The 22,607-nt window shown below is 67.0% G+C and carries 24 protein-coding genes; 19 read left to right on the top strand and 5 right to left on the bottom strand.

Annotated elements, in window-relative coordinates; all coding sequences use genetic code 11:
* Nucleotides 1–919: NAD-binding protein (locus V6M37_RS01550; RefSeq protein ID WP_332670424.1), on the top strand; the 919-nt coding region annotated here is incomplete at its 5' end.
* 161 nt (nucleotides 920–1,080) lie between these two features.
* Here V6M37_RS01550 and cysB read toward each other — a convergent pair.
* Entirely contained in the window at nucleotides 1,081–2,022 is a 942-nt protein-coding gene (gene cysB / locus V6M37_RS01555; RefSeq protein WP_332670426.1) for an HTH-type transcriptional regulator CysB, read from the bottom strand.
* Nucleotides 2,023–2,127: 105 nt separating this feature from the next.
* Here cysB and V6M37_RS01560 point away from each other — a divergent pair, with 105 nt between their 5' ends.
* The 11 genes from V6M37_RS01560 (at nucleotide 2,128) to V6M37_RS01610 (ending at nucleotide 13,201) form a co-directional block, all read left to right on the top strand.
* Nucleotides 2,128–2,907, top strand: coding sequence for a sulfite exporter TauE/SafE family protein (locus tag V6M37_RS01560; RefSeq protein WP_332670429.1), 780 nt, complete (start codon nucleotides 2,128–2,130; stop codon nucleotides 2,905–2,907).
* A 38-nt stretch (nucleotides 2,908–2,945) separates the two neighbouring features.
* Nucleotides 2,946–4,631: a nitrite/sulfite reductase gene (locus V6M37_RS01565; RefSeq protein WP_332670431.1), complete on the top strand. Its 1,686-nt coding sequence runs from the start codon at nucleotides 2,946–2,948 to the stop codon at nucleotides 4,629–4,631.
* Nucleotides 4,624–5,175 (top strand): DUF934 domain-containing protein, encoded by a 552-nt coding sequence (locus tag V6M37_RS01570; protein WP_332670434.1) that lies wholly within the window; start codon nucleotides 4,624–4,626, stop codon nucleotides 5,173–5,175. Before V6M37_RS01565 ends, V6M37_RS01570 begins: the two co-directional genes overlap by 8 nt.
* The gene (locus tag V6M37_RS01575; RefSeq protein WP_332670437.1) at nucleotides 5,172–5,942 is read left to right on the top strand and encodes a phosphoadenylyl-sulfate reductase; all 771 of its coding nucleotides are present in this window, start codon (nucleotides 5,172–5,174) and stop codon (nucleotides 5,940–5,942) included. The genes V6M37_RS01570 and V6M37_RS01575 overlap by 4 nt, the downstream gene beginning before the upstream one ends.
* A 3-nt stretch (nucleotides 5,943–5,945) precedes the next feature.
* Nucleotides 5,946–6,089 carry a hypothetical protein gene (locus V6M37_RS01580; protein WP_332670439.1) on the top strand — a complete coding sequence of 48 codons (144 nt, stop codon included), beginning with the start codon at nucleotides 5,946–5,948 and terminating at the stop codon, nucleotides 6,087–6,089.
* Between the two features lie 21 nt (nucleotides 6,090–6,110).
* Nucleotides 6,111–7,025, top strand: coding sequence for a sulfate adenylyltransferase subunit CysD (cysD, locus tag V6M37_RS01585; RefSeq protein ID WP_332670442.1), 915 nt, complete (start codon nucleotides 6,111–6,113; stop codon nucleotides 7,023–7,025).
* Between the two features lie 193 nt (nucleotides 7,026–7,218).
* A complete protein-coding gene (cysN, locus tag V6M37_RS01590; RefSeq protein WP_332670444.1) occupies nucleotides 7,219–8,499 on the top strand; it encodes a sulfate adenylyltransferase subunit CysN in 1,281 nt (426 codons plus the stop codon).
* Between the two features lie 156 nt (nucleotides 8,500–8,655).
* Nucleotides 8,656–9,912 carry a nitronate monooxygenase gene (locus tag V6M37_RS01595; protein WP_332670446.1) on the top strand — a complete coding sequence of 419 codons (1,257 nt, stop codon included), beginning with the start codon at nucleotides 8,656–8,658 and terminating at the stop codon, nucleotides 9,910–9,912.
* Nucleotides 9,913–10,122: 210 nt separating this feature from the next.
* Nucleotides 10,123–11,535, top strand: a complete 1,413-nt coding sequence (locus V6M37_RS01600) for an NfeD family protein (RefSeq protein ID WP_332670448.1) — start codon at nucleotides 10,123–10,125, stop codon at nucleotides 11,533–11,535.
* On the top strand, nucleotides 11,532–12,338 hold the full coding sequence (locus V6M37_RS01605; protein WP_332670450.1) for a slipin family protein: 807 nt from the start codon (nucleotides 11,532–11,534) through the stop codon (nucleotides 12,336–12,338). The genes V6M37_RS01600 and V6M37_RS01605 overlap by 4 nt, the downstream gene beginning before the upstream one ends.
* A gap of 86 nt (nucleotides 12,339–12,424) precedes the next feature.
* Complete coding sequence (locus V6M37_RS01610) at nucleotides 12,425–13,201, top strand: ferredoxin--NADP reductase (protein WP_332670452.1); 777 nt, start codon at nucleotides 12,425–12,427, stop codon at nucleotides 13,199–13,201.
* 58 nt (nucleotides 13,202–13,259) lie between these two features.
* On the opposite strand, the gene V6M37_RS01615 is transcribed toward V6M37_RS01610, so the two are convergent.
* From V6M37_RS01615 to V6M37_RS01630, 4 genes are all read right to left on the bottom strand, one after another.
* Nucleotides 13,260–14,135, bottom strand: coding sequence for an AEC family transporter (locus tag V6M37_RS01615; protein ID WP_332670454.1), 876 nt, complete (start codon nucleotides 14,133–14,135; stop codon nucleotides 13,260–13,262).
* A gap of 117 nt (nucleotides 14,136–14,252) precedes the next feature.
* Nucleotides 14,253–15,581: an ATP-dependent protease ATPase subunit HslU gene (gene hslU, locus V6M37_RS01620; RefSeq protein ID WP_332670456.1), complete on the bottom strand. Its 1,329-nt coding sequence runs from the start codon at nucleotides 15,579–15,581 to the stop codon at nucleotides 14,253–14,255.
* Nucleotides 15,578–16,117 (bottom strand): ATP-dependent protease subunit HslV, encoded by a 540-nt coding sequence (hslV, locus tag V6M37_RS01625; RefSeq protein ID WP_332670458.1) that lies wholly within the window; start codon nucleotides 16,115–16,117, stop codon nucleotides 15,578–15,580. The genes hslU and hslV overlap by 4 nt, the downstream gene beginning before the upstream one ends.
* A 37-nt stretch (nucleotides 16,118–16,154) precedes the next feature.
* Nucleotides 16,155–17,306: an STAS domain-containing protein gene (locus V6M37_RS01630; RefSeq protein WP_332670460.1), complete on the bottom strand. Its 1,152-nt coding sequence runs from the start codon at nucleotides 17,304–17,306 to the stop codon at nucleotides 16,155–16,157.
* 219 nt (nucleotides 17,307–17,525) lie between these two features.
* On the opposite strand from V6M37_RS01630, the gene ybgC reads away from it, so the two are divergent.
* From ybgC to ybgF, 7 genes are all read left to right on the top strand, one after another.
* Entirely contained in the window at nucleotides 17,526–17,972 is a 447-nt protein-coding gene (ybgC, locus tag V6M37_RS01635; protein WP_332670463.1) for a tol-pal system-associated acyl-CoA thioesterase, read from the top strand.
* Nucleotides 17,969–18,643 carry a protein TolQ gene (tolQ, locus tag V6M37_RS01640; protein WP_332670469.1) on the top strand — a complete coding sequence of 225 codons (675 nt, stop codon included), beginning with the start codon at nucleotides 17,969–17,971 and terminating at the stop codon, nucleotides 18,641–18,643. Before ybgC ends, tolQ begins: the two co-directional genes overlap by 4 nt.
* 16 nt (nucleotides 18,644–18,659) lie before the next feature.
* A complete protein-coding gene (gene tolR / locus V6M37_RS01645) occupies nucleotides 18,660–19,073 on the top strand; it encodes a protein TolR (RefSeq protein ID WP_332670471.1) in 414 nt (137 codons plus the stop codon).
* Complete coding sequence (locus tag V6M37_RS01650; protein ID WP_332670474.1) at nucleotides 19,070–19,951, top strand: energy transducer TonB; 882 nt, start codon at nucleotides 19,070–19,072, stop codon at nucleotides 19,949–19,951. Before tolR ends, V6M37_RS01650 begins: the two co-directional genes overlap by 4 nt.
* A gap of 77 nt (nucleotides 19,952–20,028) precedes the next feature.
* Nucleotides 20,029–21,309, top strand: a complete 1,281-nt coding sequence (gene tolB / locus V6M37_RS01655; protein ID WP_332670477.1) for a Tol-Pal system beta propeller repeat protein TolB — start codon at nucleotides 20,029–20,031, stop codon at nucleotides 21,307–21,309.
* Between the two features lie 35 nt (nucleotides 21,310–21,344).
* Complete coding sequence (gene pal / locus V6M37_RS01660; protein WP_332670479.1) at nucleotides 21,345–21,872, top strand: peptidoglycan-associated lipoprotein Pal; 528 nt, start codon at nucleotides 21,345–21,347, stop codon at nucleotides 21,870–21,872.
* Entirely contained in the window at nucleotides 21,872–22,606 is a 735-nt protein-coding gene (gene ybgF, locus V6M37_RS01665) for a tol-pal system protein YbgF (RefSeq protein ID WP_332670482.1), read from the top strand. The genes pal and ybgF overlap by 1 nt, the downstream gene beginning before the upstream one ends.
* The last annotated feature ends 1 nt before the right edge of the window (nucleotide 22,607 follow it).

Consider the following 22,607-nt stretch of genomic DNA (forward strand, 5'->3'; position numbering starts at 1 on the left):
CGAGGTCGAAGTCACGATCGAGCCGTTCAAGGGCCTCTTGATGGGTCTGTTCTTCATGTCGGTCGGCATGGGGATCGACGTCAGCTCGATCCTCGCCGAGCCGCTGCTGCTGCCCGTTTCGGTCGTCGGCCTGCTCGCGACCAAGGGGCTCATCGTGCTCGGGCTGTTCCGGGCGTTCGGACTGAGCTGGGGCCGCGCGGTCGAAGGCGGCCTGATGCTGTCGCAGGGCGGCGAATTCGCGTTCATCGTCATCGGCATGGCAATGGGGCTCGGCATCATCAGCGCACAAATCGGGCAGTTCATGCTGCTGGTCGTCAGCCTGTCGATGCTCGTGACGCCGCCGCTCGCGCTCGTCGGCCGCAAGCTCGGCGACGCGATCGACGCGCGCGTCGGGCAGAAGGCGCCCGCCGACGACGAAGGCGCGCTGCAACAGATCAGCGGCCACGTCGTCGTCGCGGGCTACGGCCGGGTCGGGAAGATGATCGGCGAACTGCTCGCCGCGCAGGGCATCCCCCACGTCGCGATCGAGAACGACGCGAAGCTCGTCGCCCGCCAGCGCGCGCAGGGCGAGCCGGTGTATTTCGGCGACGCGAGCCGGCCGGAACTGCTGCGCAAGTTCCACCTCGAACGCGCGGTCGCGGTCGTGCTCACGATGGACCACACCGCGGCCGCGGTGCACGCGGTCAAGGGCATCCGCGCAGCCTTCCCGGCGATCCGCGTCGCCGCCCGCGCCCGCGACGAGGCCCACGCGGCGACGCTGCGCGACGCGGGCGCGACGATCGTGATTCCCGAGACGCTCGAATCCGGCCTGCAGCTCGCCGGCTCGGTGTTCGATACGCTCGGCATCCCCGGCGAGGTGGCCGCCCGCCTGCTCGACCAGGAGCGCAAACGGCGCATCGGCCCGTTCCACGCCGGCTGAGTCCGGCTACCCCGGGCCACCGATTCCGGGGCTCGACCGAGCGCGGCGCCTCGCGTCGTCACGCCCCGGCGCACCTCGCGGCACGTCAATCCGCGACAGCACCCGCCCTCGCCCGTCCCCGAACGCGCCCCTCATGCGGCGCGGGCTTCGGCGTGCTTCGCTTACAGCCCGTAGTCCTCGCCGCCGCCGGCGAGCGCGACATCGACCATGCGGCGCGTCAGGTGCGGCGCGAACAGTTCGATGAACGCGTACACGTAGCCCCGCAGGTAGGCGTTGCGCCGCAGGCCGATGCGCGTCGTGCTCGATTCGAAGAGGTGCGCCGCGTCGCTCATGCCAAGCGAGCGGTCGGCGGCCGGATCGAAGGCCATGCGGGCGAGGATGCCGATGCCCAGATCCATCGACACGTAAGTCTTGATCACGTCCGAATCGAGTGCCGTCAGCACGACGTTCGGACGCAGGCCGCGGCCGAGGAAGGCCTTGTTGATCAGGCTGCGGCCGGTGAAGGCGTCGTCGTAGGTGATGATCGGGAAGCGCGAGATCGCCTCGAGCGTCAGCGGATGCTCCTTCAGGATCGGATGGCGCGGCGTCGCGACGACGCAGCGATTCCACTGGTAGCACGGCAGCATCACGAGGTCCTCGTACTCGGCGATCGCCTCGGTCGCGAGCGCGAGATCCGCCTCGCCGGACATCACCATCGCGCACACCTGGCGCGGGCTGCCCTGGTGCAGCGACAGCTTGACCTGCGGAAAGCGCTGCATGAAGTCGCGCACGATGCGCGGCAGCACGTAGCGGGCCTGGGTGTGCGTCGTCGCGATCGACAGGCTGCCGGCGACTTCGTTCGTGAATTCGTCGCCGACCTGCCGCAGGTTGTCGACATCGCGCAGCACGCGCTCGGCGATCGCGAGCACCTGACGGCCGGGGTCGGTGACCGCGACGAGGCGCTTGCCGTGGCGCACGAAGACGTCGACGCCGAGTTCGCTCTCGAACAGCCGGATCTGCTTCGACACGCCCGGCTGCGAAGTGAACAGCGCTTCCGCCGCCTCCGAAACGTTCAGTCCGCGGCGGGCGACCTCGTGGATGTAGCGCAGCTGCTGCAGGTTCATGTCGGCCTCTTATAACGAATTCTTCTTAGAGTCTAACGCCAACCGTCTTTTTCAATCTACTCGCGCCACTTACGATGCGCCGCACCATCCCGGGAAACAGTGCTCATGGACTTCGCCTACCCCCTCACAGGATTCGCCGTCGGCGCAATCGTCGGACTCACCGGCGTGGGAGGCGGTTCGTTGATGACGCCGCTGCTGGTGCTGCTCTTTGGCATCCATCCGTCGGTCGCGGTGGGCACGGATCTCCTGTACGCGTCGATCACGAAGGCGGGCGGAACGCTTGTGCACGGAATCAAGGGAACGGTCGACTGGCAGGTGACGAAGCGGCTCGCGACTGGTAGCCTGCCGGCCGCCGCGCTCACGCTGTTCCTGGTCGGCAGGTTCGCGCCCGGCGGCATCGATGGGGCAACCGGCCTGATCAAGGTCGCGCTCGGCGTCGCGCTCGTGCTGACCGCCATCGCGGTGATCTTCCGCAAGAAGATCCAGGCATATGCGGCCGCGCGCTTCGCCGGCGCACTGAGCCCGACGCGGACCGCGCGGCTCACGGTGCTGACCGGCGCCGTGCTCGGCGTGCTGGTGTCGATCTCGTCGGTCGGTGCCGGAGCGCTCGGCGTCACCGCGCTGTTCTTCCTGTATCCGACGATGCCGGTGCTGCGCATCGTCGGCTCGGACATTGCGCACGCGGTGCCGCTGACGCTGGTGGCCGGGGTGGGCCACTGGATGCTCGGCAGCGTCGACTGGTTCCTGCTCGGCAGCCTGCTGATCGGCTCGCTGCCCGGCATCTGGGTCGGCAGCCACATTTCGACGAGGGTGCCGGATCGCGTGCTGCGCCCGATCCTGGCGACGATGCTGGTGCTGGTCGGCGCGAAGCTGATCAGCCAGTAAACGGCGAACGAATTCAAAGACTGAACGAGAGAGACGCGATGTACCGATACGACGAATACGACCAGCAGTTGCTCGACGAACGCGTCGCCCAGTTCCGCGACCAGATGCGCCGCCATCTCGCCGGCGAGCTGAGCGACGACGAGTTCCGTCCGGTGCGGCTGCAGAACGGCCTGTACATCCAGCGCCATGCGCCGATGTTCCGGATCTCGGTGCCGTACGGTCACCTCGCGAGCCGCCAGCTGCGCAAGCTCGCGCACCTCGCGCGCACCTACGACCGCGGCTACGCGCATTTCACGACGCGGACGAACGTCCAGTTCAACTGGTCGCCGCTCGAAGCCATCCCCGAGATGCTCGCGGAGCTTGCGAGCGTGCAGATGCACGCGAACCAGACTTCCGGCAACGACATCCGCAACATCACCGCCGACGCGTTCGCCGGCGTGGCCGCCGACGAGATCGTCGATCCGCGCCCGTGGGCCGAGATCCTGCGCCAGTGGGCGACCTACAATCCCGAGTTCGCGTACCTGCCGCGCAAGTTCAAGATCGCGCTGAACGCCGCGGCCGAAGACCGCGTCGTCGTGCGCGTCTACGACATCGGCCTCGACCTCAAGCGCGACGCCGACGGCAACGTCGGCTTCCGCGTGCTCGTCGGCGGTGGGCTCGGCCGCACGCCGATCCTCGGCGAGGAGATCGCGAGCTTCGTCCCGTGGCAGCACCTGATCACGTACTGCGAGTCGATCCTGCGCGTTTATAACCGCTACGGCCGGCGCGACAACATCTGGAAGGCGCGCATCAAGATCCTCGTCAAGGCGCTGGGGCCCGAGGAGTTCGCGCGCCAGGTCGAGGCGGAATGGGCGCACGTCAAGGACGGTCCGAATACGCTGACCGAAGCGGAAGTGCAGCGCGTCGCCGCGCATTTCGTCGATCCCGACTACGAGACGCTGCCCGCGCGCGACGTCGTCCATGAGGCGCATCTCGCCGCGAGCAAGCCGTTCGCCGCGTGGGTCAAGCGCAACGTGCGCGCGCACAAGAAACCCGGCTACGTGTCGGTCACGCTGTCGCTGAAGAAGACCGGCATCGCGCCTGGCGACATCAGCGCCGAGCAGATGGACTTCGTCGCCGGCTGGGCGGACCGCTTCAGCTTCGGCGAAGCGCGAATGACGCACGAGCAGAACGTCGTCCTCGCCGACGTCAGGCTGTCCGACCTCCACACGCTGTGGCAGCTCGCCCGCGAGGCGGGGCTGGCGACGCCGAACATCGGCCTGCTGACCGACATCATCTGCTGCCCGGGCGGCGATTTCTGCTCGCTCGCGAACGCGAAGTCGATCCCCATCGCGCAGTCGATCCAGCAGCGCTTCGACGACCTCGACTATCTCTACGACATCGGCGACATCGACATCAACATCTCGGGCTGCATGAACTCCTGCGGCCACCACCACGTCGGCCACATCGGCATCCTCGGCGTCGATAAGAGCGGCCAGGAGTGGTACCAGGTGACGATCGGCGGCACGCAGGGCAACGACACCGCGCTCGGCAAGGTCATCGGCCCGTCGTTCGCGCGCGACCAGATGGCGGACGTCGTCGAAAAGCTCATCGACACCTATATCGAATACCGCCACGAGGGCGAGCGCTTCGTCGACACGGTGCATCGTCTCGGCATCGAGCCGTTCAAGCAGCGCGTCTATGGCGGCGAACAGCAGACGCAAAGGAAGGTCGTCAATGCCTAAGTTGATCAAGAACGGCCGGATCGTTTCCGACGACTGGCGCATCCTCGCGCTCGACGAGGACGAAACGCCCGTAGCGGCCGTCGTCCCCGCCGGCCACGTCCTCGTCCCGCTGGAAGTCTGGCAGGCGCACCGCGCGCAACTCCTCGATCGCGCCGCGCGCGGCGAAGTGGGCGTGTGGCTCGCCGGCGACGACGACCTCGAAGCCTTTGCCGCTGACGTCGCGCAGTTCCGAATCGTCGCGGTGAACTTCCCGAAGTTCACCGACGGCCGCGGCTACTCGATCGCCACGCTGCTGCGCACCCGCTACGGCTACACTGGCGAGTTGCGCGCGATCGGCGACGTGTTGCGCGACCAGTTCAACTACCTGACGCGCTCGGGCTTCGACGCGTTGCAGCCGCGCGCCGACCGCTACACCGACGAACAGCTCGAAGCGGCGGTCGCGAACATTTCCGATTTCACGCAACCGTACCAGGCATCGGCCACCCACCCGCAGCCGCTCTTCCGGCGCGTCGCGCGCCCGGGCGCGCAACAGGTGGAATCGTGAGTGGTGCAGTAACGCTGCTGCGCGCGCCGACGACGAATCCGGCGACGCGGCCGGAGCTGACCGACGCGCTGCGCGCGAGCGTCGAAGCGAAGTCCGCCACCGCGCTCGCGCTGCTGCGCGCCGCGGTCGACGAGTTCGGCGCGGCCGGCGAGCTGACGTTCGCGAACAGCTTCGGCGCCGAGGACATGGTGCTGACCGACCTGATCCTGCGCGAAAACCTGCCGATCGAGATCTTCTCGCTCGACACCGGCCGCCTGCCGGCCGAAACCTACGCACTGATCGGCGACGTCGAGAAGCGCTACGCGACGCGGCTGAAAGTGTTCTTCCCGCAGTCCGACGCCGTCGAAACTTTCGTGCGCACGCACGGCATGAATGCGTTCTACGACTCGGTCGAGTTGAGAAAGGCATGCTGCTTCGTCCGCAAGGTCGAACCGCTGCGCCGCGCGCTCGCCGGCAAGAAGGCGTGGGTCACCGGCCTGCGCGCCGCGCAGTCGACGACACGCAGCGGGCTGCCGCTGCGCGAATTCGACGAAGGCAACGGCCTCGTGAAACTGAACCCGCTGTCGGACTGGTCCGAGACCGAAGTCTGGGCCTACATCCGCCTGCACGACGTGCCGTACAACGCGCTGCACGACCAGTTCTACCCGAGCATCGGCTGCGCGCCCTGCACGCGCGCGATCGCCGTCGGCGAGGACGTGCGCGCCGGACGCTGGTGGTGGGAGGATCCCGCGAGCAAGGAATGCGGGCTGCACGTCAAGAAGGGCTGAACGATGAACCGCCGACTCGAACCGCATCCGCACGCTTCGCCCGCCGCACCGTATTCGCGCCCCGGCCTGCGCCGCCGCCTCGCCGCGCTGGGCGCCGGCGTGCGGGCCGCGGTGCGCGCGCTGCGGGCCACGAACAAGAAACCTTGAGCTGAAATCCGAGAACGAAAAATGTCGACGCTGACCAGACAAACCCTGACCCACCTCGACTGGCTCGAAGCCGAGGCGATCCACATCATGCGCGAGGTCGCCGGCCAGTGCGCGAACCCGGTGCTGCTGTTCTCCGGCGGCAAGGACTCGATCTGCATGCTGCGCCTGGCCGAGAAGGCGTTCCGCCCGGGCCGCTTCCCGTTCCCACTGATGCACATCGACACCGGCCACAACTACAAGGAAGTCACCGACTTCCGCGACAAGCGCGCCGCCGAGCTCGGCGAGCGGCTGATCGTGCGCTCGGTCGAGGACTCGATGGCGCGCGGCACCGTCGTATTGAAGACGCCCGACGAGTCGCGCAACAAGCATCAGTCGGTGACGCTGCTCGAGTCGATCGAGGAGTTCGGTTTCGACGCGTGCATCGGCGGCGCGCGGCGCGACGAGGAGAAGGCGCGCGCGAAGGAGCGGATCATGAGCTTCCGCGACGAGTTCGGTCAGTGGGACCCGAAGAACCAGCGCCCCGAGCTGTGGAACCTCTACAACGCGCGCAGCCACAAGGGCGAGAACATCCGCGCGTTCCCGATCAGCAACTGGACCGAACTCGATGTATGGCAGTACATCGAGCGCGAACAACTCGAGCTGCCGTCGATCTACTTCGCGCACGTGCGGCCCGTCGTGCGGAAGAACGGCCTGCTGCAGCCGGTGACCGACGTCACGCCGGCGAACCCGGGCGACGTCGTCGAGGACGTGCGCGTGCGCTTCCGCACCGTCGGCGACATCACCTGCACCGCGCCGGTCGAATCCGACGCCGACACCGTCGCGAAAATCCTGCTCGAGACCGCGACGACGACGATCACCGAACGCGGCGCGACCCGGATGGACGACCAGACGTCCGAAGCGTCGATGGAGCAGCGGAAGAAGGAAGGGTATTTCTAAGCCGAACACAGCCGCGGACGTGCGGGGTGTTCGCGGCGCGGCGAGGACTGTCTGAGCGCGCAGCGCGGAAGCGCGGTGCAGCGCGCGTTCCGCAGCCGCAGAGCGGATACGGCACACGGCCCCGGCGGCCCCGGCGGCCCCCGTGGCCCATCAGCAACAACAGATTTCTGAAAGATCCGAAGGAATTACGACAATGTCCGCCATCGAAAACCTGCCCGACACCGACCACGGCCTGCTGCGCTTCCTGACCTGCGGCAGCGTCGACGACGGCAAGAGCACGCTGATCGGCCGCCTGCTCTTCGACACGAAGACGATCCTCGCCGACACGCTGAACGCGATCGAAAAGACCTCCGCGAAGCGCGGCACGACCGCAGTCGACCTGTCGCTGCTGACCGACGGCCTGCAGGCCGAGCGCGAACAGGGCATCACGATCGACGTCGCGTACCGCTATTTTTCGACCGGCACGCGCAAGTACATCATCGCCGACGCGCCCGGCCACGAGCAGTACACCCGCAACATGGTGACCGCCGCGTCGACGGCGAACCTCGCGATCATCCTCGTCGACGCGCGCAAGGGCGTGCTGACGCAGACGCGCCGCCATTCCTACCTCGCGAGCCTCGTCGGCATCCCGCACCTCGTCGTCGCGGTGAACAAGATGGACCTCGTCGACTACGACGAGGCGGTATTCGAGCGCATCCGCGCCGACTACCTCGCGTTCGCCGGCAAGCTCGGCATCAAGGACGTGCGCTTCATCCCGTTGTCGGCGCTGAACGGCGACATGATCGTCGACCGCGGCGACCGCCTCGGCTGGTACGACGGCCCGACGCTGCTGCAGATCCTCGAGACCGTGCCCGCGGCGCACACCGAGCAGGCCGAGAACTTCCGCTTCCCGGTGCAGTTCGTCTGCCGCCCGCAGGACTCCGCGAACCCGGCGCTGCACGACTACCGCGGCTTCATGGGGCGCGTCGAGTCCGGTGAGATCGCGGTCGGCGACGCGGTGACGGTGCTGCCGTCGGGTCGCACCAGCACGATCAAGGACGTCCAACTCGGCGGCGCGAGCATCGGACGCGCGATCCACGAACAGTCGGTGACGCTGCTGCTCGCCGACGAGATCGACATCTCGCGCGGCGACATGATCGTCAAGACGGCCGAGCAGCCGCAGCAGGCGAAGCAGATCGACGCGACGGTCTGCTGGCTGTCCGAGACGCCGCTGTCGCCGGCACGCACTTACCTGCTGCGCCACACGACGCGCGAAGTGAAGGCGAAGGTCGCGAAGATCGACCACCGGCTCGACGTGAATACGCTCGAACACGAAGCGGCGACGACACTCGCGATGAACGATATCGCGAACCTGACACTCAAACTCGCCCAACCGGTCTTCGCGGACCCGTACGCCGACAACCGCGCGACCGGCGCTTTCATCGTCATCGACGAGAGCACGAACAACACCGTCGGCGCCGGGATGATCCGCTGAAGCTGCCGCATCGAAGACAACGCCTCCTCCCTTCCCGCCCCGGCTGCCGAAAGGCACCGGGGCGCGATGCCTTACCCGTCGGTGGCCGGGTGTGGGAAAATCCCGGTTTGCCCGATTTCCAGCTGCCGGGCACAGCGAGCAACATAGAAGATGAACATGAAATCTGTCGATGATTTCCGCCTGCGGTTCGGCAGCAGGGAATACGTGCCGATCATGGTTGGCGGAATGGGTGTCGACATCTCCACGTCCGAGCTGTCGCTCGAAGCCGCGCGGCTCGGCGGCATCGGGCACATTTCGGACGCGATGATTCCGACGGTCAGCGACCGCCGCTACGACACCAAATACACGCGCGACAAGCTGAAGTTCTACAAGTACAACGTCGCGAACGCGGACAAGTCCGAAGTGCAGTTCGACCTGGGTCTCCTCGCCGAGGCGACCGAAAAGCATGTGCGCCACACGATGGAGCGCAAGCGCGGCGACGGCCTGATCTTCATCAACTGCATGGAAAAGCTGACGATGAACGGGCCGAAGGACACGCTGCGCGTGCGCCTGCGGTCGGCGCTCGACGCCGGCATCGACGGCATCACGCTCGCCGCCGGCCTGCATCTGGGCTCGTTCGGCCTGATCGAGGACCATCCGCGCTTTCGCGACGTCAAGCTCGGCATCATCGTGTCGTCGCTGCGCGCGCTGCAGCTCTTCCTGCGCAAGTCCGCGCGCACGAACCGCCTGCCCGACTACGTCGTCGTCGAAGGGCCGCTCGCCGGCGGCCACCTCGGCTTCGGCATGGACTGGGCGCAGTACGACCTGCACGCGATCGTCGCCGAGATCCGAGACTGGCTCGCCGCCGAAAAGCTCGACATCCCGCTGATCCCCGCCGGCGGCATCTTCACCGGCAGCGACGCGGTGTCCTTCCTCGACGCCGGCGCCGCCGCGGTGCAGGTCGCGACGCGCTTCACCGTGTCGCACGAATGCGGCCTGCCGCCCGAAGTGCAGCAGCACTACTTCGCGGCGCAGGAAGAGGACATCGAGGTCAACAACATCTCGCCCACCGGCTACCCGATGCGCATGCTGAAGAGCAGCCCGTCGATCGGCGCCGGCATTCGCCCGAACTGCGAGGCCTACGGTTATCTCCTCGACGCGAACGGCAACTGCGCGTACATCACCGCGTACAACCGCGAGCTCGCCGCGCATCCGGACGCGCGCCGCCTGCGCGTGATGGACAAGACCTGCCTGTGCACGCACATGCGCAACTTCGACTGCTGGACCTGCGGCCATTACACCTACCGGCTGAAGGACACGACGCATCGCCGCGACGACGGGACGTACCAGATCCTGAGCGCGGAGCACATCTTCCTCGACTACCAGCACAGCAAGGACAACAAGATCGCGCTGCCGACGCTCGAAACGGCGTAAGCCGTCGAAACGCCTCGCTGCTCGAACGGAGCATCGGTCCGCAAGACCGGTGCTCTTTTTTCGTCCCGTTTCCGCACCGCGCCCCGCATTGCGCCCCGTGCAGCGATGGAGCCGGCTGCGGCGGGAACGCTTCCACCGCATCCGACTCACACGAGCGGATGCCCGGATCCTCGCGCCGTCGCGTCCGTCCCTCCATTCGCGGGAGCGGGCATGCGCGTGTTGTCGCACCGACTGATCGCACTGCTGTTGCTGCTGTTCGGCCTCGGCTTGCCGTCGATCGCCTGGGGGGCCGGTGCTCCCGCCACCCAAGTCGTCGCGTTGCGCGTGGACGGCATCATCGGCCCCGCGACGTCGGACTTCATCCGCCGCGGCCTCGACAAGGCGCGCGCCGCGAACGCCGGCCTCGTGGTCATCGAAATGGACACGCCGGGCGGTCTCGACGCGTCGATGCGCATCATCATCCGCGAGATCCTCGCGTCGCCGATCCCGGTCGCGACCTACGTGAGTCCGGGCGGCGCGCGCGCCGCCAGCGCCGGCACCTACATCCTGTACGCCAGCCACATCGCCGCGATGGCGCCGGCGACGAACCTCGGCGCGGCGACGCCGGTCGCGATCGGCGCTCCCGGCGGCGAAAAACCGCCCGACGCGGACGAAGCGGATGACGGCGCCGACAAATCGGGCGCGGACGCGCCGAAGCGCACCGGCCGCGGCGACGCGATGAAGGCGAAGATCGAGAACGACGCCGCCGCGTACCTGCGCAGCCTCGCGCAACTGCGCGGCCGCAACCCGGACTTCGCCGAACGCGCGGTGCGCGAAGCGGCGAGCCTGTCCGCCGACGAGGCGTTGAAGGCGGACGTAATCGACCTCGTCGCGAGCGACCTGAAGGATCTGCTCGACCGCCTCGACGGCCGCGAAGTGACGCTCGACAGCGGCAACAAGCTGCGCCTCGCGACCGCGGGCGCGGACGTGCGCCGCATCGACCCCGATTGGCGCACCGGCGTTCTCGCGCTCCTGTCGAACCCGCAGCTCGCGCTCGTGCTGATGATGATCGGCATCTACGGGTTGTTCTTCGAATTCACGAGCCCCGGCTTCGGCGTACCCGGCGTTGCCGGCCTGATCTGCCTGCTCATCGCGCTGTATGCGTTCCAGTTGTTGCCGGTCAACTGGGCGGGCGTCGCGCTGATCGCGATCGGCGCGACGCTGATGCTTGCCGAAGCGTTTCTACCGAGCTTCGGCGCGCTCGGGATCGGCGGCGTCATCGCGTTCATCGTCGGCGGGCTGTTCCTGATGGATAGCGACGCGCCCGGCTTCGGCATTCCGCTGCCGTTCATCGCCGGGCTCGCGCTCGTCAGCGCCGCGCTGATCCTCGCGGTCGGCGGGCTCGCCGCGCGCACGCGCACGCGGGCCGTCGTTAGCGGCCGCGAAGCGCTCGTCGGCTGCGTCGGCGTCGTCACGTCCTCGACGGCTGCCGGCACTTGGGCGCAGGTTCACGGGGAATCCTGGCGCGTCGCGGCGATCGAACCGCTGGCGCCCGGCGACCGCGTGCGCGTCACCGGCCTGTCCGGCCTGACGCTCCAGGTCGAACCGATAGCGGCGGGCACGAGCGAAAGGAGTTCCCCGTGATCTACGACATCAATCTCGGCCTCGGCACCATCCTGCTCGTCCTGATCGTCATCGCGGTCAGCGCGATCCGCATCCTGCGCGAGTACGAACGCGGCGTGATCTTCATGCTCGGCCGCTTCTGGAAGGTCAAGGGGCCCGGCCTCGTGATCGTGATCCCCGGCCTGCAGCAGATGGTCAAGGTGGACCTGCGCGTCGTGACGATGGACGTGCCGAGCCAGGACGTGATCTCGCGCGACAACGTGTCGGTGAAGGTCAACGCGATCGTGTTCTTCCGCGTCGTCGACCCGGAGAAGGCGATCATCCAGGTCGAGAACTACATGGTCGCGACGAGCCAGCTCGCGCAGACGACGCTACGCGCGGTGCTCGGCAAGCACGAACTCGACGAGATGCTCGCCGAGCGCGAACGGCTGAACCTCGACGTGCAGCAGATCCTCGACGCGCAGACCGACGGGTGGGGGATCAAGGTCACCAACGTCGAGATCAAGCACGTCGACCTCAATGAGACAATGATCCGGGCGATCGCGCGCCAAGCCGAGGCCGAGCGCGAACGGCGCGCTAAAGTCATCCACGCCGAGGGCGAGAAGCAGGCGGCCGAGAGCCTGATGGAGGCGGCCGAAATGCTGTCGCGTCAGCCGGCGGCGATGCAGCTGCGCTACCTGCAAACGCTGACGCAGGTCGCGGGTGACAAATCCTCGACGATCGTGTTCCCTGTGCCGGTGGACCTGCTGAAAGGTGTCGTCGAGGCGTCCACCCGGATCGACGCGGAGCCCACGGCAGTCGTGACCCCCACCCGCGCCGGCTGAGCGCGACCATGTCTCGTCCCCGGGTTGCCGCCGCCGGCATACCCGAGTAATTTACTCAACATTGCTCACGGACCCCGGAGCCGCCGATGCCGACGCCCGCCGACCGCTTCACGACCGAGTGCATCCTCGCGATCCGGCGCTGGACGCCGCATCTCTTCAGCTTCCGCACGACGCGCGACGCGACATTCCGCTTCGTACCGGGACAGTTCGCGCGGCTCGGCTTGCGCAAGGACGACGACGAAGTCGTCTGGCGCGCGTATTCGATGGTGTCCGCGCCGTACGACGAGCACCTCGAGTTCTACTCGATCGTCGTGCCGGACGGCGAATTCACGAGCCGGCTCGCGCAACTCGCCGAAGGCGACGACATCCTCGTCGAACGGATGAACTACGGCTTCCTGACGACCGACCGCTTCGTCGACGGCCGCGACCTGTGGCTGATCGCGACCGGCACCGGCCTCGCGCCGTACATTTCGATCCTGCACGACCCGGCGACCTGGACCGATTACGAACGCATCGTCCTCGTCCACAGCGTGCGGTTCGCAGCGGAGCTCGCATACCGCGCCGAACTCGCCGACCTCGCCGCGCACCCGCTCGTCGGCGGCGCCGCGCACAAGCTCCGCTACGTTCCGATCGTCACGCGCGAGCCGGTCGACGGCGCGTTGCAGGACCGCATCCCGACGCTGATCGAAAACGGCGAACTCGAACGCGCCGCCGGCTTCCCGCTCGACCACGACCGCAGCCGCATCATGCTGTGCGGCAATCCGCAGATGGTCGACGATGGCCGCAAGCTGCTGAACCGCCTCGGCTACAAGCTGTCGCGCCGCGCCGCGCCGGCGCACCTCGTCGTCGAAAACATGTGGTGACCGCCGAAGCCGCGGACGGGGTCGCCCGCGGCGGCGCTGACCGAACGCGCAGCCTCGCCTACGGCAGTACGATCGCGAGCGCGATCGGCAGGAACAGCAGCGCCGCGACGTTGCCGATCAGCACGATCGACGCGACCGCTTCGGGCTGCTGCTGGTAGCGCTCGGCGAAAATGAAGTTCAGCACCGCCGGCGGCAATGCGCCGAACACGAGCAGCAGCGCCTGCTGGTCCGGCGGCAGATCGACGAGCTGCATCACGCCGAGCGCGATCAGCATCCCGGCGACGGGCCGCGCGACCGCGCCATAGACGCCGAGCCCGATCGACGAAATGTTCGAGTCGGTCAGCCGCACGCCGAGCCCGAACAGCATCAGCGGAATCGAGATGTCGCCGAGCATCTTGATCGCGAGGAGAAGCGGCGGCCAGATCGCGATCCCGGCGATGCCGACCGCGAGGCCCGCGAAAGTCGCGAGCACCGACGGCACCGTCCAGATGTTCCAGATCCGGCTGCGGTGGTCGAGCAGCCAGGCGCCGAACGAGAAATGCAGCAGGTTCGACACCATGAACATCACGACCATGGGCGCGAGCGCGGCGTCGCCGAACGCGAGCACCGCGAGCGGGAGGCCGAGATTGCCGCAGTTGTTGAACATGATCGGCGGCACGAAAGTCTTCGGCGGCACCCGCGACAGCCGCGCGAGCAGCCAGCCGGCGAGCCCGGAGCCGATGACGATCAGCAAGGTCGCACCGGACAGCGGGACGAAATCCGCGATGCGGAAATCCTTGTTCGCGAGGGCAGCGAACACGAGCGCCGGAACGAACACGTCCATGTTCAGCTTGTTCGCGTGCGACAGGTCCGGTTTCAGCCGCCGGCCAACCAGGTAGCCGAGCACGGTGATCGCGAACAGCGGGAAAAGGATCGAGACGATGCGAAGCAGCATGAACGGGAATCGAAACGTCCGGCGGCGCGACAACGTTGAGCCGCCGCCCGGTGTGGGCAGGGCGGCGACCCTCGGGGATGGCGGGAACTCCCGGACGGCGCAACGCCGTCCGGGAAGTTACAGCACGTAGCGCGCGAGGTCCTCGCGCTCGGCGAAGGTTTCGAGCCGCGCGTCGACGTACGCCGCGTCAACAGTCACCTTCGCAAGACCGATCTTTCCGGCGTCAAACGAGACTTCTTCGAGGAGTTTTTCCATCACCGTGTACAGCCGGCGCGCGCCGATGTTCTCGGTCTTTTCATTCACCTGGTACGCGATCTCGGCCATGCGGCGGATGCCGTCGTCGGCGAATTCCAGTTCGACGCCGTCGGTCGCAAGCAAGGCCTGGTACTGGCGCACGAGGCAGGCGTCGGTCTGCGTCAGGATGCGCTTGAAGTCGTCGACCGACAGGCTTTCGAGCTCGACGCGCATCGGAAAGCGCCCCTGCAGCTCGGGGATCAGGTCGCTCGGCTTCGCGAGATGGAACGCACCGCTGGCGATGAACAGGATGTGATCGGTCTTGATCATCCCGTACTTCGTCGAGATCGTCGTCCCTTCGACGAGCGGCAGCAGGTCGCGCTGCACGCCCTGGCGCGACACGTCCGCGCCCTGCCCTTCGGCGCGCGACGCGACCTTGTCGATCTCGTCGAGGAACACGATGCCGTTCTGCTCGACCGCGCGCACGGCTTCCGCCTTGACCTCCTCGTCGTTGATCAGGCGCGCCGCTTCCTCGTCGGTCAGCGCCTTCAGCGCCTCGCCGATCTTCATCTTGCGCACCTTCTTCTTGCCGCCGCCGAGGTTCTGGAACATCCCCTGGATCTGCTGCGTGAGCTCCTCCATGCCGGGCGGCGCGAAGATTTCGGCGGTCATCGGCTGCGCCGCGACCTCGATCTCGATGTCCTTGTCGTTGAGCTCGCCCTCGCGCAGGCGCTTGCGGAATTTCTGCCGGGTCGCCGAATCGGCCGGCTCCGGTTCGTTGAGGCCGACCGGGCGCGCCGGCGGCAGCAGTGCGTCGAGGACGCGGTCTTCGGCCGCGTCGAGCGCGCGGTCGCGGACGGTCTTCATCGCGCGCTCGCGGCCGTCCTTGACCGCGATTTCGGCGAGATCGCGGATGATCGTATCCACATCGCGGCCGACGTAGCCGACCTCGGTGAATTTCGTCGCCTCGATCTTGATGAACGGCGCATTCGCTAGCCGCGCGAGGCGCCGCGCGATCTCGGTCTTGCCGACGCCGGTCGGCCCGATCATCAGGATGTTCTTCGGCGTGATCTCGCTGCGCAGCGGCTCCTCGACCTGCGCACGGCGCCAGCGGTTGCGCAGCGCGATCGCGACGGCCTTCTTCGCCTTGCCCTGTCCGACGATGTGCTTGTCGAGTTCGGAGACGATCTCCGGGGGGGTCATTTGGGTCATCCCTCGAGTACCTCGATCACGTGGCTCTGGTTCGTGTAGATGCAGAGGTCGCCCGCGATCTCCAGCGACTTCTTGACGATTACCTCGGGCGACAGCTCGGTGTTCTCGAGCAGGGCGCGCGCCGCCGACTGCGCGTACGCGCCGCCGCTGCCGATCGCGACGATGCCCTCCTCGGGCTCGAGCACGTCGCCGTTGCCGGTGATCACGAGTGAGTGCTCGGGATCGGCGACCGCAAGCATTGCTTCGAGCCGGCGCAGCATGCGGTCGGTGCGCCAGTCCTTCGCGAGTTCGACGGCACTCCTGAGCAGATTGCCCTGATGCTTTTCGAGCTTGGCCTCGAAGCGCTCGAAGAGCGTGAAGGCGTCGGCGGTCCCGCCGGCGAACCCGGCGAGGATCTTCCCCTGATAGATCGTCCGCACCTTGCGCGCGGAGGCCTTGATGACGATGTTGCCCAACGTGACCTGGCCGTCGCCGCCGAGCGCTACGCGCCGGCCGCGACGCACCGAGAGGATCGTGGTGCCGTGATACTGTTCCATCGGGTTTTCCTTATGCTCAGCCGCGGCGGCTGCGCAGTCACGCGCGGAGCGTCACCTGCGCCACCTGATCGACGCTCATGACGCGCAATAATGCGGCGACCATGGCATTCACGTTTTTAAGAATGACCTGCTTGCCCTGCGTCTTCATGTCGGCGAGCGTGTTGAACAACATGCCCGCGCTGACGAAATCCATGCGTCGCAGCCCCACGCAGTCGACCTCGACCCGCTGACGCTCCGCGGCGTACGCAGCGAGCTTTCGCATGCTCTCGGCCGCGGCGCCGGTCACTTCGCCGTCGAGACTGAAACCTTCTTTCGCGGCGGCGACCGCTTCGAGCGCGGCGGTCGATTGGGCCTCCTGCTCGGCCTTCGGCTCCCACGACGGCGGGGATTCCTCGAAGGTGATCGCGTAGTCGACCGCAAGTTGCTCGAAGCGATCCTGCTCGCCGGTGTGCTGCAGCATTTCGAGCAGCAGCAGCCATCCGTCGCGGCCCTCGGCGCACCCCGGATGCACCTGCCCGACGAGCATGTCGGCGAGCCGCGCGCATTTCAGCAGCGACACCGTGACACGCTCCGCCGCGAGTTCCTTCAGCAGCTGCCGGAACATCGCGCACCCGTTCTCGTCGACGGAGCGAAGATGACCGAGATCGATGCGTATCGTGCCGCTTTTCTTGCCGATGACCGCGATCTGCTCGAACTGGGCCGCGGCCTGACCGGAAAGGCTGCCGGAAAGCGTGACGAGCGGCCGCGGGTGCGGACGCTCGCGGGCCGGCACGGCCGACAGGTCCAGCCACGGCGGCGGCGATCGCTCGAAGCGGGTCGCGTAGTCCAGCACGCGGGTTTCGAATCGCTGGCGCTGGCCGGTCAGCCGGTACAGGTCGAGAAGCATCATCCAGACGCCCTCGCGCGCGTGATTGGACGGGCTGTCGAGCACCGCCTCGGCCGCCGGAACATTGCCGTTCGCATAGAGGACCGCGGCTTCCTCATACACCGCACCGATCCCCGCCCCGACTTCCCGGACTTCGACGAGATCGGCGTACTGTGCCAGCGCGTCCGGCGCATGGTCGGTAAGGTCGGGCGACGACAGCTCCGCCGCGGGCAGCGGCGCGGCGTCGGGCGCAGGACTTCCTCCGGCGTCGCCGGCAGGGCGTGTGCCCGGAACGGGCTTCTTGCCGAAAAAGGGAAGGACCACGTTGCAGCCTGTCCTGACGGATCGTCACGTGAATCGGGGGAGCCCCGAAGAATAGCATTTTGAAAACCGGGTTTGCGCAAATCGCCCGTCACGACTGGGTTTTCTACCCCTTCCGGATAGTGCCGCGATTTCGCACCTACCCGATTCGCCTTACTTTTTGAGAGATCGGCGAGGCCTTTCGGCGTACAGCGGAGACTCCGAGTCGGCTAGAATGCTGCGATGCACACCACCGAGCAGTTCGCATCAGCCGCCGGACGCGTCCGCTTCTCGCTGCCGGTCCGCGTCTACTATGAAGACACCGACGCCGCCGGCGTCGTCTATTACGCGAATTACCTCCGATTCTGCGAGCGCGCACGGACCGAATGCCTGCGCGAAATCGGGTTCGAGCAGAAGGCGCTGCTTGCAGGACAACGGATCGCGTTCGTCGTCCGCTCGGTACAAGCCGATTACCTGTCACCCGGATTGCTCGACGATGCGTTACACGTCGTGTCGCACGTCGACTCGCTCGGCGGCGCGAGCCTGGTGTTCAGGCAGAAGATCGTGCGCGGCGGCGACCTGCTGTTCGAAGGCCGCTTCGTCATCGCCTGCGTCAACCTCGACAAGAAGCGTCCCGTCCCCCTGCCCACCGAAGTCCGCAACAAACTCGAAGAACTCGTTCAAGCATGAATGTCACCCAGGATCTCTCGATCATCAGTCTGATCAGCGAGGCGAGCGTCCTCGTCCAGCTCGTGATGACGCTGCTCGCCAGCCTCTCGCTCGTCTCGTGGTACTGGATTTTCCGCAAGTGGTTCCAGATCCGCGCCGCGCGCACCAAGACCAATGGCTTCGAACGCGACTTCTGGAGCGGAGGAGACCTCAACGGGCTGTTCCAGTCGGCCGCCGCGGCGCGCCACCAGAGCGGCGGCTTGGAACGCATCTTCGAGGCGGGCTATCGCGAATTCACGAAGCTGCGCGCCAAGAGTCACGATCACGCCGCGACCATCGACGGTGCGCGCCGCGCGATGCGCGCCACCTACCAGCGCGAGGTCGACGACCTCGAAGCGCACCTCGCGTTTCTCGCGTCGGTCGGCTCGGTCTCTCCCTACATCGGCCTGCTCGGGACGGTCTGGGGGATCATGAACGCGTTCCGCGGTCTGTCGAACGTCAGCTCGGCGACGCTGGCCCAGGTCGCCCCGGGCATCGCCGAGGCGCTCGTCGCCACGGCAATCGGCCTCTTCGCGGCGATTCCGGCGGTTGTCGCCTACAACCGCTTCGCCCACGACATCGACCGCATCGGCATCCGCTTCGAGAGCTTCATCGAAGAATTCTCGAACATCCTGCAGCGCCAGTTGCGCTGAACGGCGGAGCCCGACGATGCGCCAGCGCCGCCTGATGAACCAGATCAACGTCGTACCGTACATCGACGTGATGCTGGTCCTGCTCGTGATCTTCATGGTCACCGCGCCGATGATCCAGACCGGCAACGTCGAACTGCCGTCCGTTGCCGACGTCCCCCAGCCGCCGGCCGAAGCGATGGTCGTGGTCGTCAAACAGGACGGCTCGCTCGCGTTGAAGGCCACCGGCGGCGCGGGCGAACGCCCGTTGAGCAACCTGGAACTCCTGCGCGAGTTGCGCGCCGCGATCGGGCGCAACCCGGCGCAACCCGTCGTCGTCGCTGCCGACAAGCGCGTGAGCTACGAGAAGGTCATGGATACGTTGAACGGACTGCGGCAGGCCGGCGTCCAGAAGGTGGGTCTGCAGACGCAGGCCGGCAGCGGCGGGCGATGAAGCACTGGACTCCTCATTCCGACCACGATCAACCGGGAAAATGGGCATCGCTCGGACTGACCGTCGCGGTCCATCTCGCGCTGATCGCGTTCCTCGTGTTCGGCGTTCGCTGGCAAAGCGCGCCGCCTGCATCGATGCAGGTCGATCTCGTCGCGGCCGTCCCGTCGCGTCCGGCGCCGCCTCCGCCGCCGCCCGCCCCCGAACCGCCGAAACCCGCACCGAAATCGGAACCCCCCAAAGCGCCGCCGCCTAAACCCGAGCCGCCTAAACCCGAGCCGCCGAAACCCGAGCCGAAAGCGCCGGCCAAGCCCGACATCGCGACGAAGGCGCCCGAACCGAAAAAGCCGGAACCGAAAAAACCCGAACCCAAGCCGGAGTCCAAGAAGCCGGAACCAGCACCCGAACCGAAAAAGCCCGAGCCGAAACCGGAAGCGAAGAAACCCGAACCGAAGAAACCGGAACCCGAGAAACCGCGCGAGGTCGTGCCGCCGAAGGACGATTACCTGGCGGAACGGCTGGCGCAGGAAACCCAGCGCACGCAGCTCGAGCGCATGATGCGCGACGACGCCGCGCGCGTCGCCGCCGCGCGTTCGGCCGGCGCGAAGGACGCCTACACCAACGCGATTCGCACGAAGGTGCGCGGAAACCTGCTGCGCCCGCCCGGCCTCTCCGGCAATCCCGAAGCGGTCTTCGACGTCGATCAACTCCCGAGCGGCGAAGTCCTCGCGATCCGCCTGAAGCGCTCGTCCGGCGTCCCCGCGCTCGACGATGCGATCGAACGGGCGATCCGGCGATCGAGCCCGTTGCCGCTGCCGGAACAGAAGGAACTTTTCGAACGGACACTCGAACTGAGGTTCAGGCCGCTCGACGAAGGCTGAGTACGCGCCGAACGCTTTCCTTTCTGCGTCCCGATCCGCTGTTAGCTATAATTGTCGATTAACGTCATCAATAAGCCATGACCAAGCTCCTCTCGAACATCCGCCTGCTGCTCGTCGCTTCGCTCGCCGCGCTGTCGTGCGCGGCCGAGGCGCAACTGTCGATCGAGATCACCGGCACTGGCGCAACGCGCTTTCCAGTCGCGATTCCGATGTTCGAGAACGAAGCCGCGCTTCCGCGCGGGGTCACCGAGGTCGTCCGCGCGGACCTCGAGCGCAGCGGTCTCTTCAGTCTCGTCGACATGGGGCTGGTCACGGTCCCGGTCACGACGATGCCCGACCTCGCCGCGATTCGGGGCCGCGGCGCCGACGCCGTGCTCAGCGGCAGCATCTACCCTCAGGCCGACGGCCGCTACGATGTCCGCTTCCGCCTCTTCGACACGCAGAAGCAGGTCGAACTGGGCGCGCTCGCACTGCGCATGGCCCCGGCGCAAAACCGCGCGACGGCGCACCGCATCGCCGATTTCGTCTACGAGAAACTCACCGGCCAGCCCGGCTATTTCGCGACCCGGGTCGCCTACGTCGTGAAAAGCGGGCCGCGCTACGAGCTGCAGATCGCCGACGCGGACGGCATGAACGCGCAGACCGCGCTCGCCTCGCGCGAACCGATCATCTCCCCCGCGTGGGCGCCGGACGGACAGCGTCTCGCGTACGTGTCCTTCGAAGCGAAGAAGCCCGTCGTCTACGTCCATACGCTTGCGACCGGCCAGCGCCAGGTCGTCGCGAACTTCAAGGGTTCAAATTCGGCTCCCGCCTGGTCGCCGGACGGACAGCGCCTCGCGGTCGTACTGACGAAGGATGGCCAGTCGCAGCTCTACGTCCTCAACGCCGACGGGTCGGGTGTGCGCCGCCTCGCGACCTCGCCGGGCATCGACACCGAACCCGCCTGGTCGCCCGACGGCCAGTGGATCTATTTCACCTCGGATCGCGGCGGCAGCCCGCAGATCTACCGGATTTCCTCCGCAGGCGGCGGCGCCGAGCGGGTCACTTTCGACGGCAGTTACAACGTGACGCCACGCCTTTCCCCGGATGGACGGAATCTCGCGTTCATCAGCCGGAACAGCGGGCGCTTTCAGGTGGCGGTCATGGACCTCGCTACCCGTCAAACCACGATCCTCACCGACTCGGCACGCGACGAGTCACCCAGCTTCGCCCCCAACAGCCGCATGATCCTCTACGCCTCCGAAAGCGGAGGCCGGGGCGTTCTTGCAGCCGTCTCGACCGATGGCCGGGTGAAACAGCGTCTATCGGTGCAGGCAGCCGACGTGCGCGAGCCCTCATGGGGCCCGCTCATCCGGTAGCAACACTGCTGTTCGTCCAATACAGGGAAAATCCAATGAAGAAACTTACTCTACCCGCACTGCTGTCCGTGCTGCTTGCTGCCTGCAGCAGCACCGGCACCTTCGATCAAACCGGCACGACGGTCGAAGACCGCTCCAGCACGCCCGGCACCGGCGTCCCCACGGTGACCGCGCCCAGCCCCGCGGGTTCCGGCATCGCCGCGCTGACCGACCCGAACAACATCCTGTCCAAGCGCTCGGTGTTCTTCGACTTCGATCAGTTCGTGATCAAGGCCGATGCCCGCCCGCTCGTCGAAGCGCACGCCCGCTTCCTGGTCCAGAATCCGCAGATGAAGATGCTGATCCAGGGCAACACCGACGAACGCGGCAGCCGCGAATACAACGTCGCGCTGGGCCAGAAGCGTGCCGACGCGGTGCGTCAGGCGCTGACGCTGCTGGGCGCGAAGGAGTCGCAGATCGAGTCCGTGAGCCTCGGCGAAGAAAAGCCGCGCTGCAGCGAAAGCAATGAAACCTGCTTCGCCCAGAACCGCCGCGGCGACATGCTCTACTCGGGCGAGTTTTGATGAAGCGCCTCCTGCCGCTGACAATGCTGCTGGCGCTGTCGTCGGTCGGGCCCGCGCAAGCGGGCCTCTTCAGCGACGAAGAAGCCCGGCGGGCGATCAACGAGTTGCGCTCGGAGTCGAACAATCGACTCGAGCGGCTGGAGGCGAGCAGCCGCGGGCAACTCGAACTGGCGAGCCAGAACGAGTTGCTCAAGGCCGAGATTTCGAAGCTTAACGGGCAGATCGAGGTCCTGCGTCACGAAATGGAATCGCTGAAGCAGCGCCAGCGCGATTTCTACGTCGACCTCGACAATCGCGTCCGGCAGATCGAGAGCAGCCGCACCGCGTCCGCGCCGGCAACGCCTCCCGCGGACCCTGCCGCCGAATCGGCCGCTTACGAGACGGCCCTGAACCTTCTCAAGGAAGCGAAATACAAGGACGCGCTTGCCGGCTTCGAGCAGTTCATCAGCCAGCATCCGCGCAGTTCGCTGCTGCCCGGCGCCCACTTCTGGGCCGGCAATGCCGCACTGCAGGCGAAGGAAGTCGCGACCGCGAGCAAGTATTTCAACGCTGTGCTGACGAACTGGCCGCGCGACCCGGTCGCCCCGGACGCACTCCTCGGACTCGCGAACAGCCAGCAGGCGCTGGGCGACGCGAAAAGCTCGCAGGAGACGCTGAAGAAAGTCGTTGAGCGCTTCCCCGACAGTTCTGCCGCGACCGCGGCCAAGCAGCGGCTCGCGAAGAAGACACCCTGAG

It is taken from the genome of Aromatoleum sp. (assembly GCF_036675785.1).
Taxonomy (GTDB): Bacteria; Pseudomonadota; Gammaproteobacteria; order Burkholderiales; family Rhodocyclaceae; genus Aromatoleum.

Coding starts and splice junctions, on each gene's coding strand:
- V6M37_RS01560 (WP_332670429.1), top strand. CDS start 2,128: ATGGACTTCGCCTACCCCCTCACAGGATTCGCCGTCGGCGCAATCGTC.
- V6M37_RS01580 (WP_332670439.1), top strand. CDS start 5,946: ATGAACCGCCGACTCGAACCGCATCCGCACGCTTCGCCCGCCGCACCG.
- V6M37_RS01610 (WP_332670452.1), top strand. CDS start 12,425: ATGCCGACGCCCGCCGACCGCTTCACGACCGAGTGCATCCTCGCGATC.
- cysN (WP_332670444.1), top strand. CDS start 7,219: ATGTCCGCCATCGAAAACCTGCCCGACACCGACCACGGCCTGCTGCGC.
- hslV (WP_332670458.1), bottom strand. CDS start 16,117: ATGGAACAGTATCACGGCACCACGATCCTCTCGGTGCGTCGCGGCCGG.
- V6M37_RS01650 (WP_332670474.1), top strand. CDS start 19,070: ATGAAGCACTGGACTCCTCATTCCGACCACGATCAACCGGGAAAATGG.
- V6M37_RS01615 (WP_332670454.1), bottom strand. CDS start 14,135: ATGCTGCTTCGCATCGTCTCGATCCTTTTCCCGCTGTTCGCGATCACC.
- cysB (WP_332670426.1), bottom strand. CDS start 2,022: ATGAACCTGCAGCAGCTGCGCTACATCCACGAGGTCGCCCGCCGCGGA.
- tolR (WP_332670471.1), top strand. CDS start 18,660: ATGCGCCAGCGCCGCCTGATGAACCAGATCAACGTCGTACCGTACATC.
- ybgF (WP_332670482.1), top strand. CDS start 21,872: ATGAAGCGCCTCCTGCCGCTGACAATGCTGCTGGCGCTGTCGTCGGTC.
- V6M37_RS01595 (WP_332670446.1), top strand. CDS start 8,656: ATGAAATCTGTCGATGATTTCCGCCTGCGGTTCGGCAGCAGGGAATAC.
- pal (WP_332670479.1), top strand. CDS start 21,345: ATGAAGAAACTTACTCTACCCGCACTGCTGTCCGTGCTGCTTGCTGCC.
- cysD (WP_332670442.1), top strand. CDS start 6,111: ATGTCGACGCTGACCAGACAAACCCTGACCCACCTCGACTGGCTCGAA.
- tolQ (WP_332670469.1), top strand. CDS start 17,969: ATGAATGTCACCCAGGATCTCTCGATCATCAGTCTGATCAGCGAGGCG.
- hslU (WP_332670456.1), bottom strand. CDS start 15,581: ATGACCCAAATGACCCCCCCGGAGATCGTCTCCGAACTCGACAAGCAC.
- V6M37_RS01600 (WP_332670448.1), top strand. CDS start 10,123: ATGCGCGTGTTGTCGCACCGACTGATCGCACTGCTGTTGCTGCTGTTC.
- tolB (WP_332670477.1), top strand. CDS start 20,029: ATGACCAAGCTCCTCTCGAACATCCGCCTGCTGCTCGTCGCTTCGCTC.
- ybgC (WP_332670463.1), top strand. CDS start 17,526: ATGCACACCACCGAGCAGTTCGCATCAGCCGCCGGACGCGTCCGCTTC.
- V6M37_RS01570 (WP_332670434.1), top strand. CDS start 4,624: ATGCCTAAGTTGATCAAGAACGGCCGGATCGTTTCCGACGACTGGCGC.
- V6M37_RS01565 (WP_332670431.1), top strand. CDS start 2,946: ATGTACCGATACGACGAATACGACCAGCAGTTGCTCGACGAACGCGTC.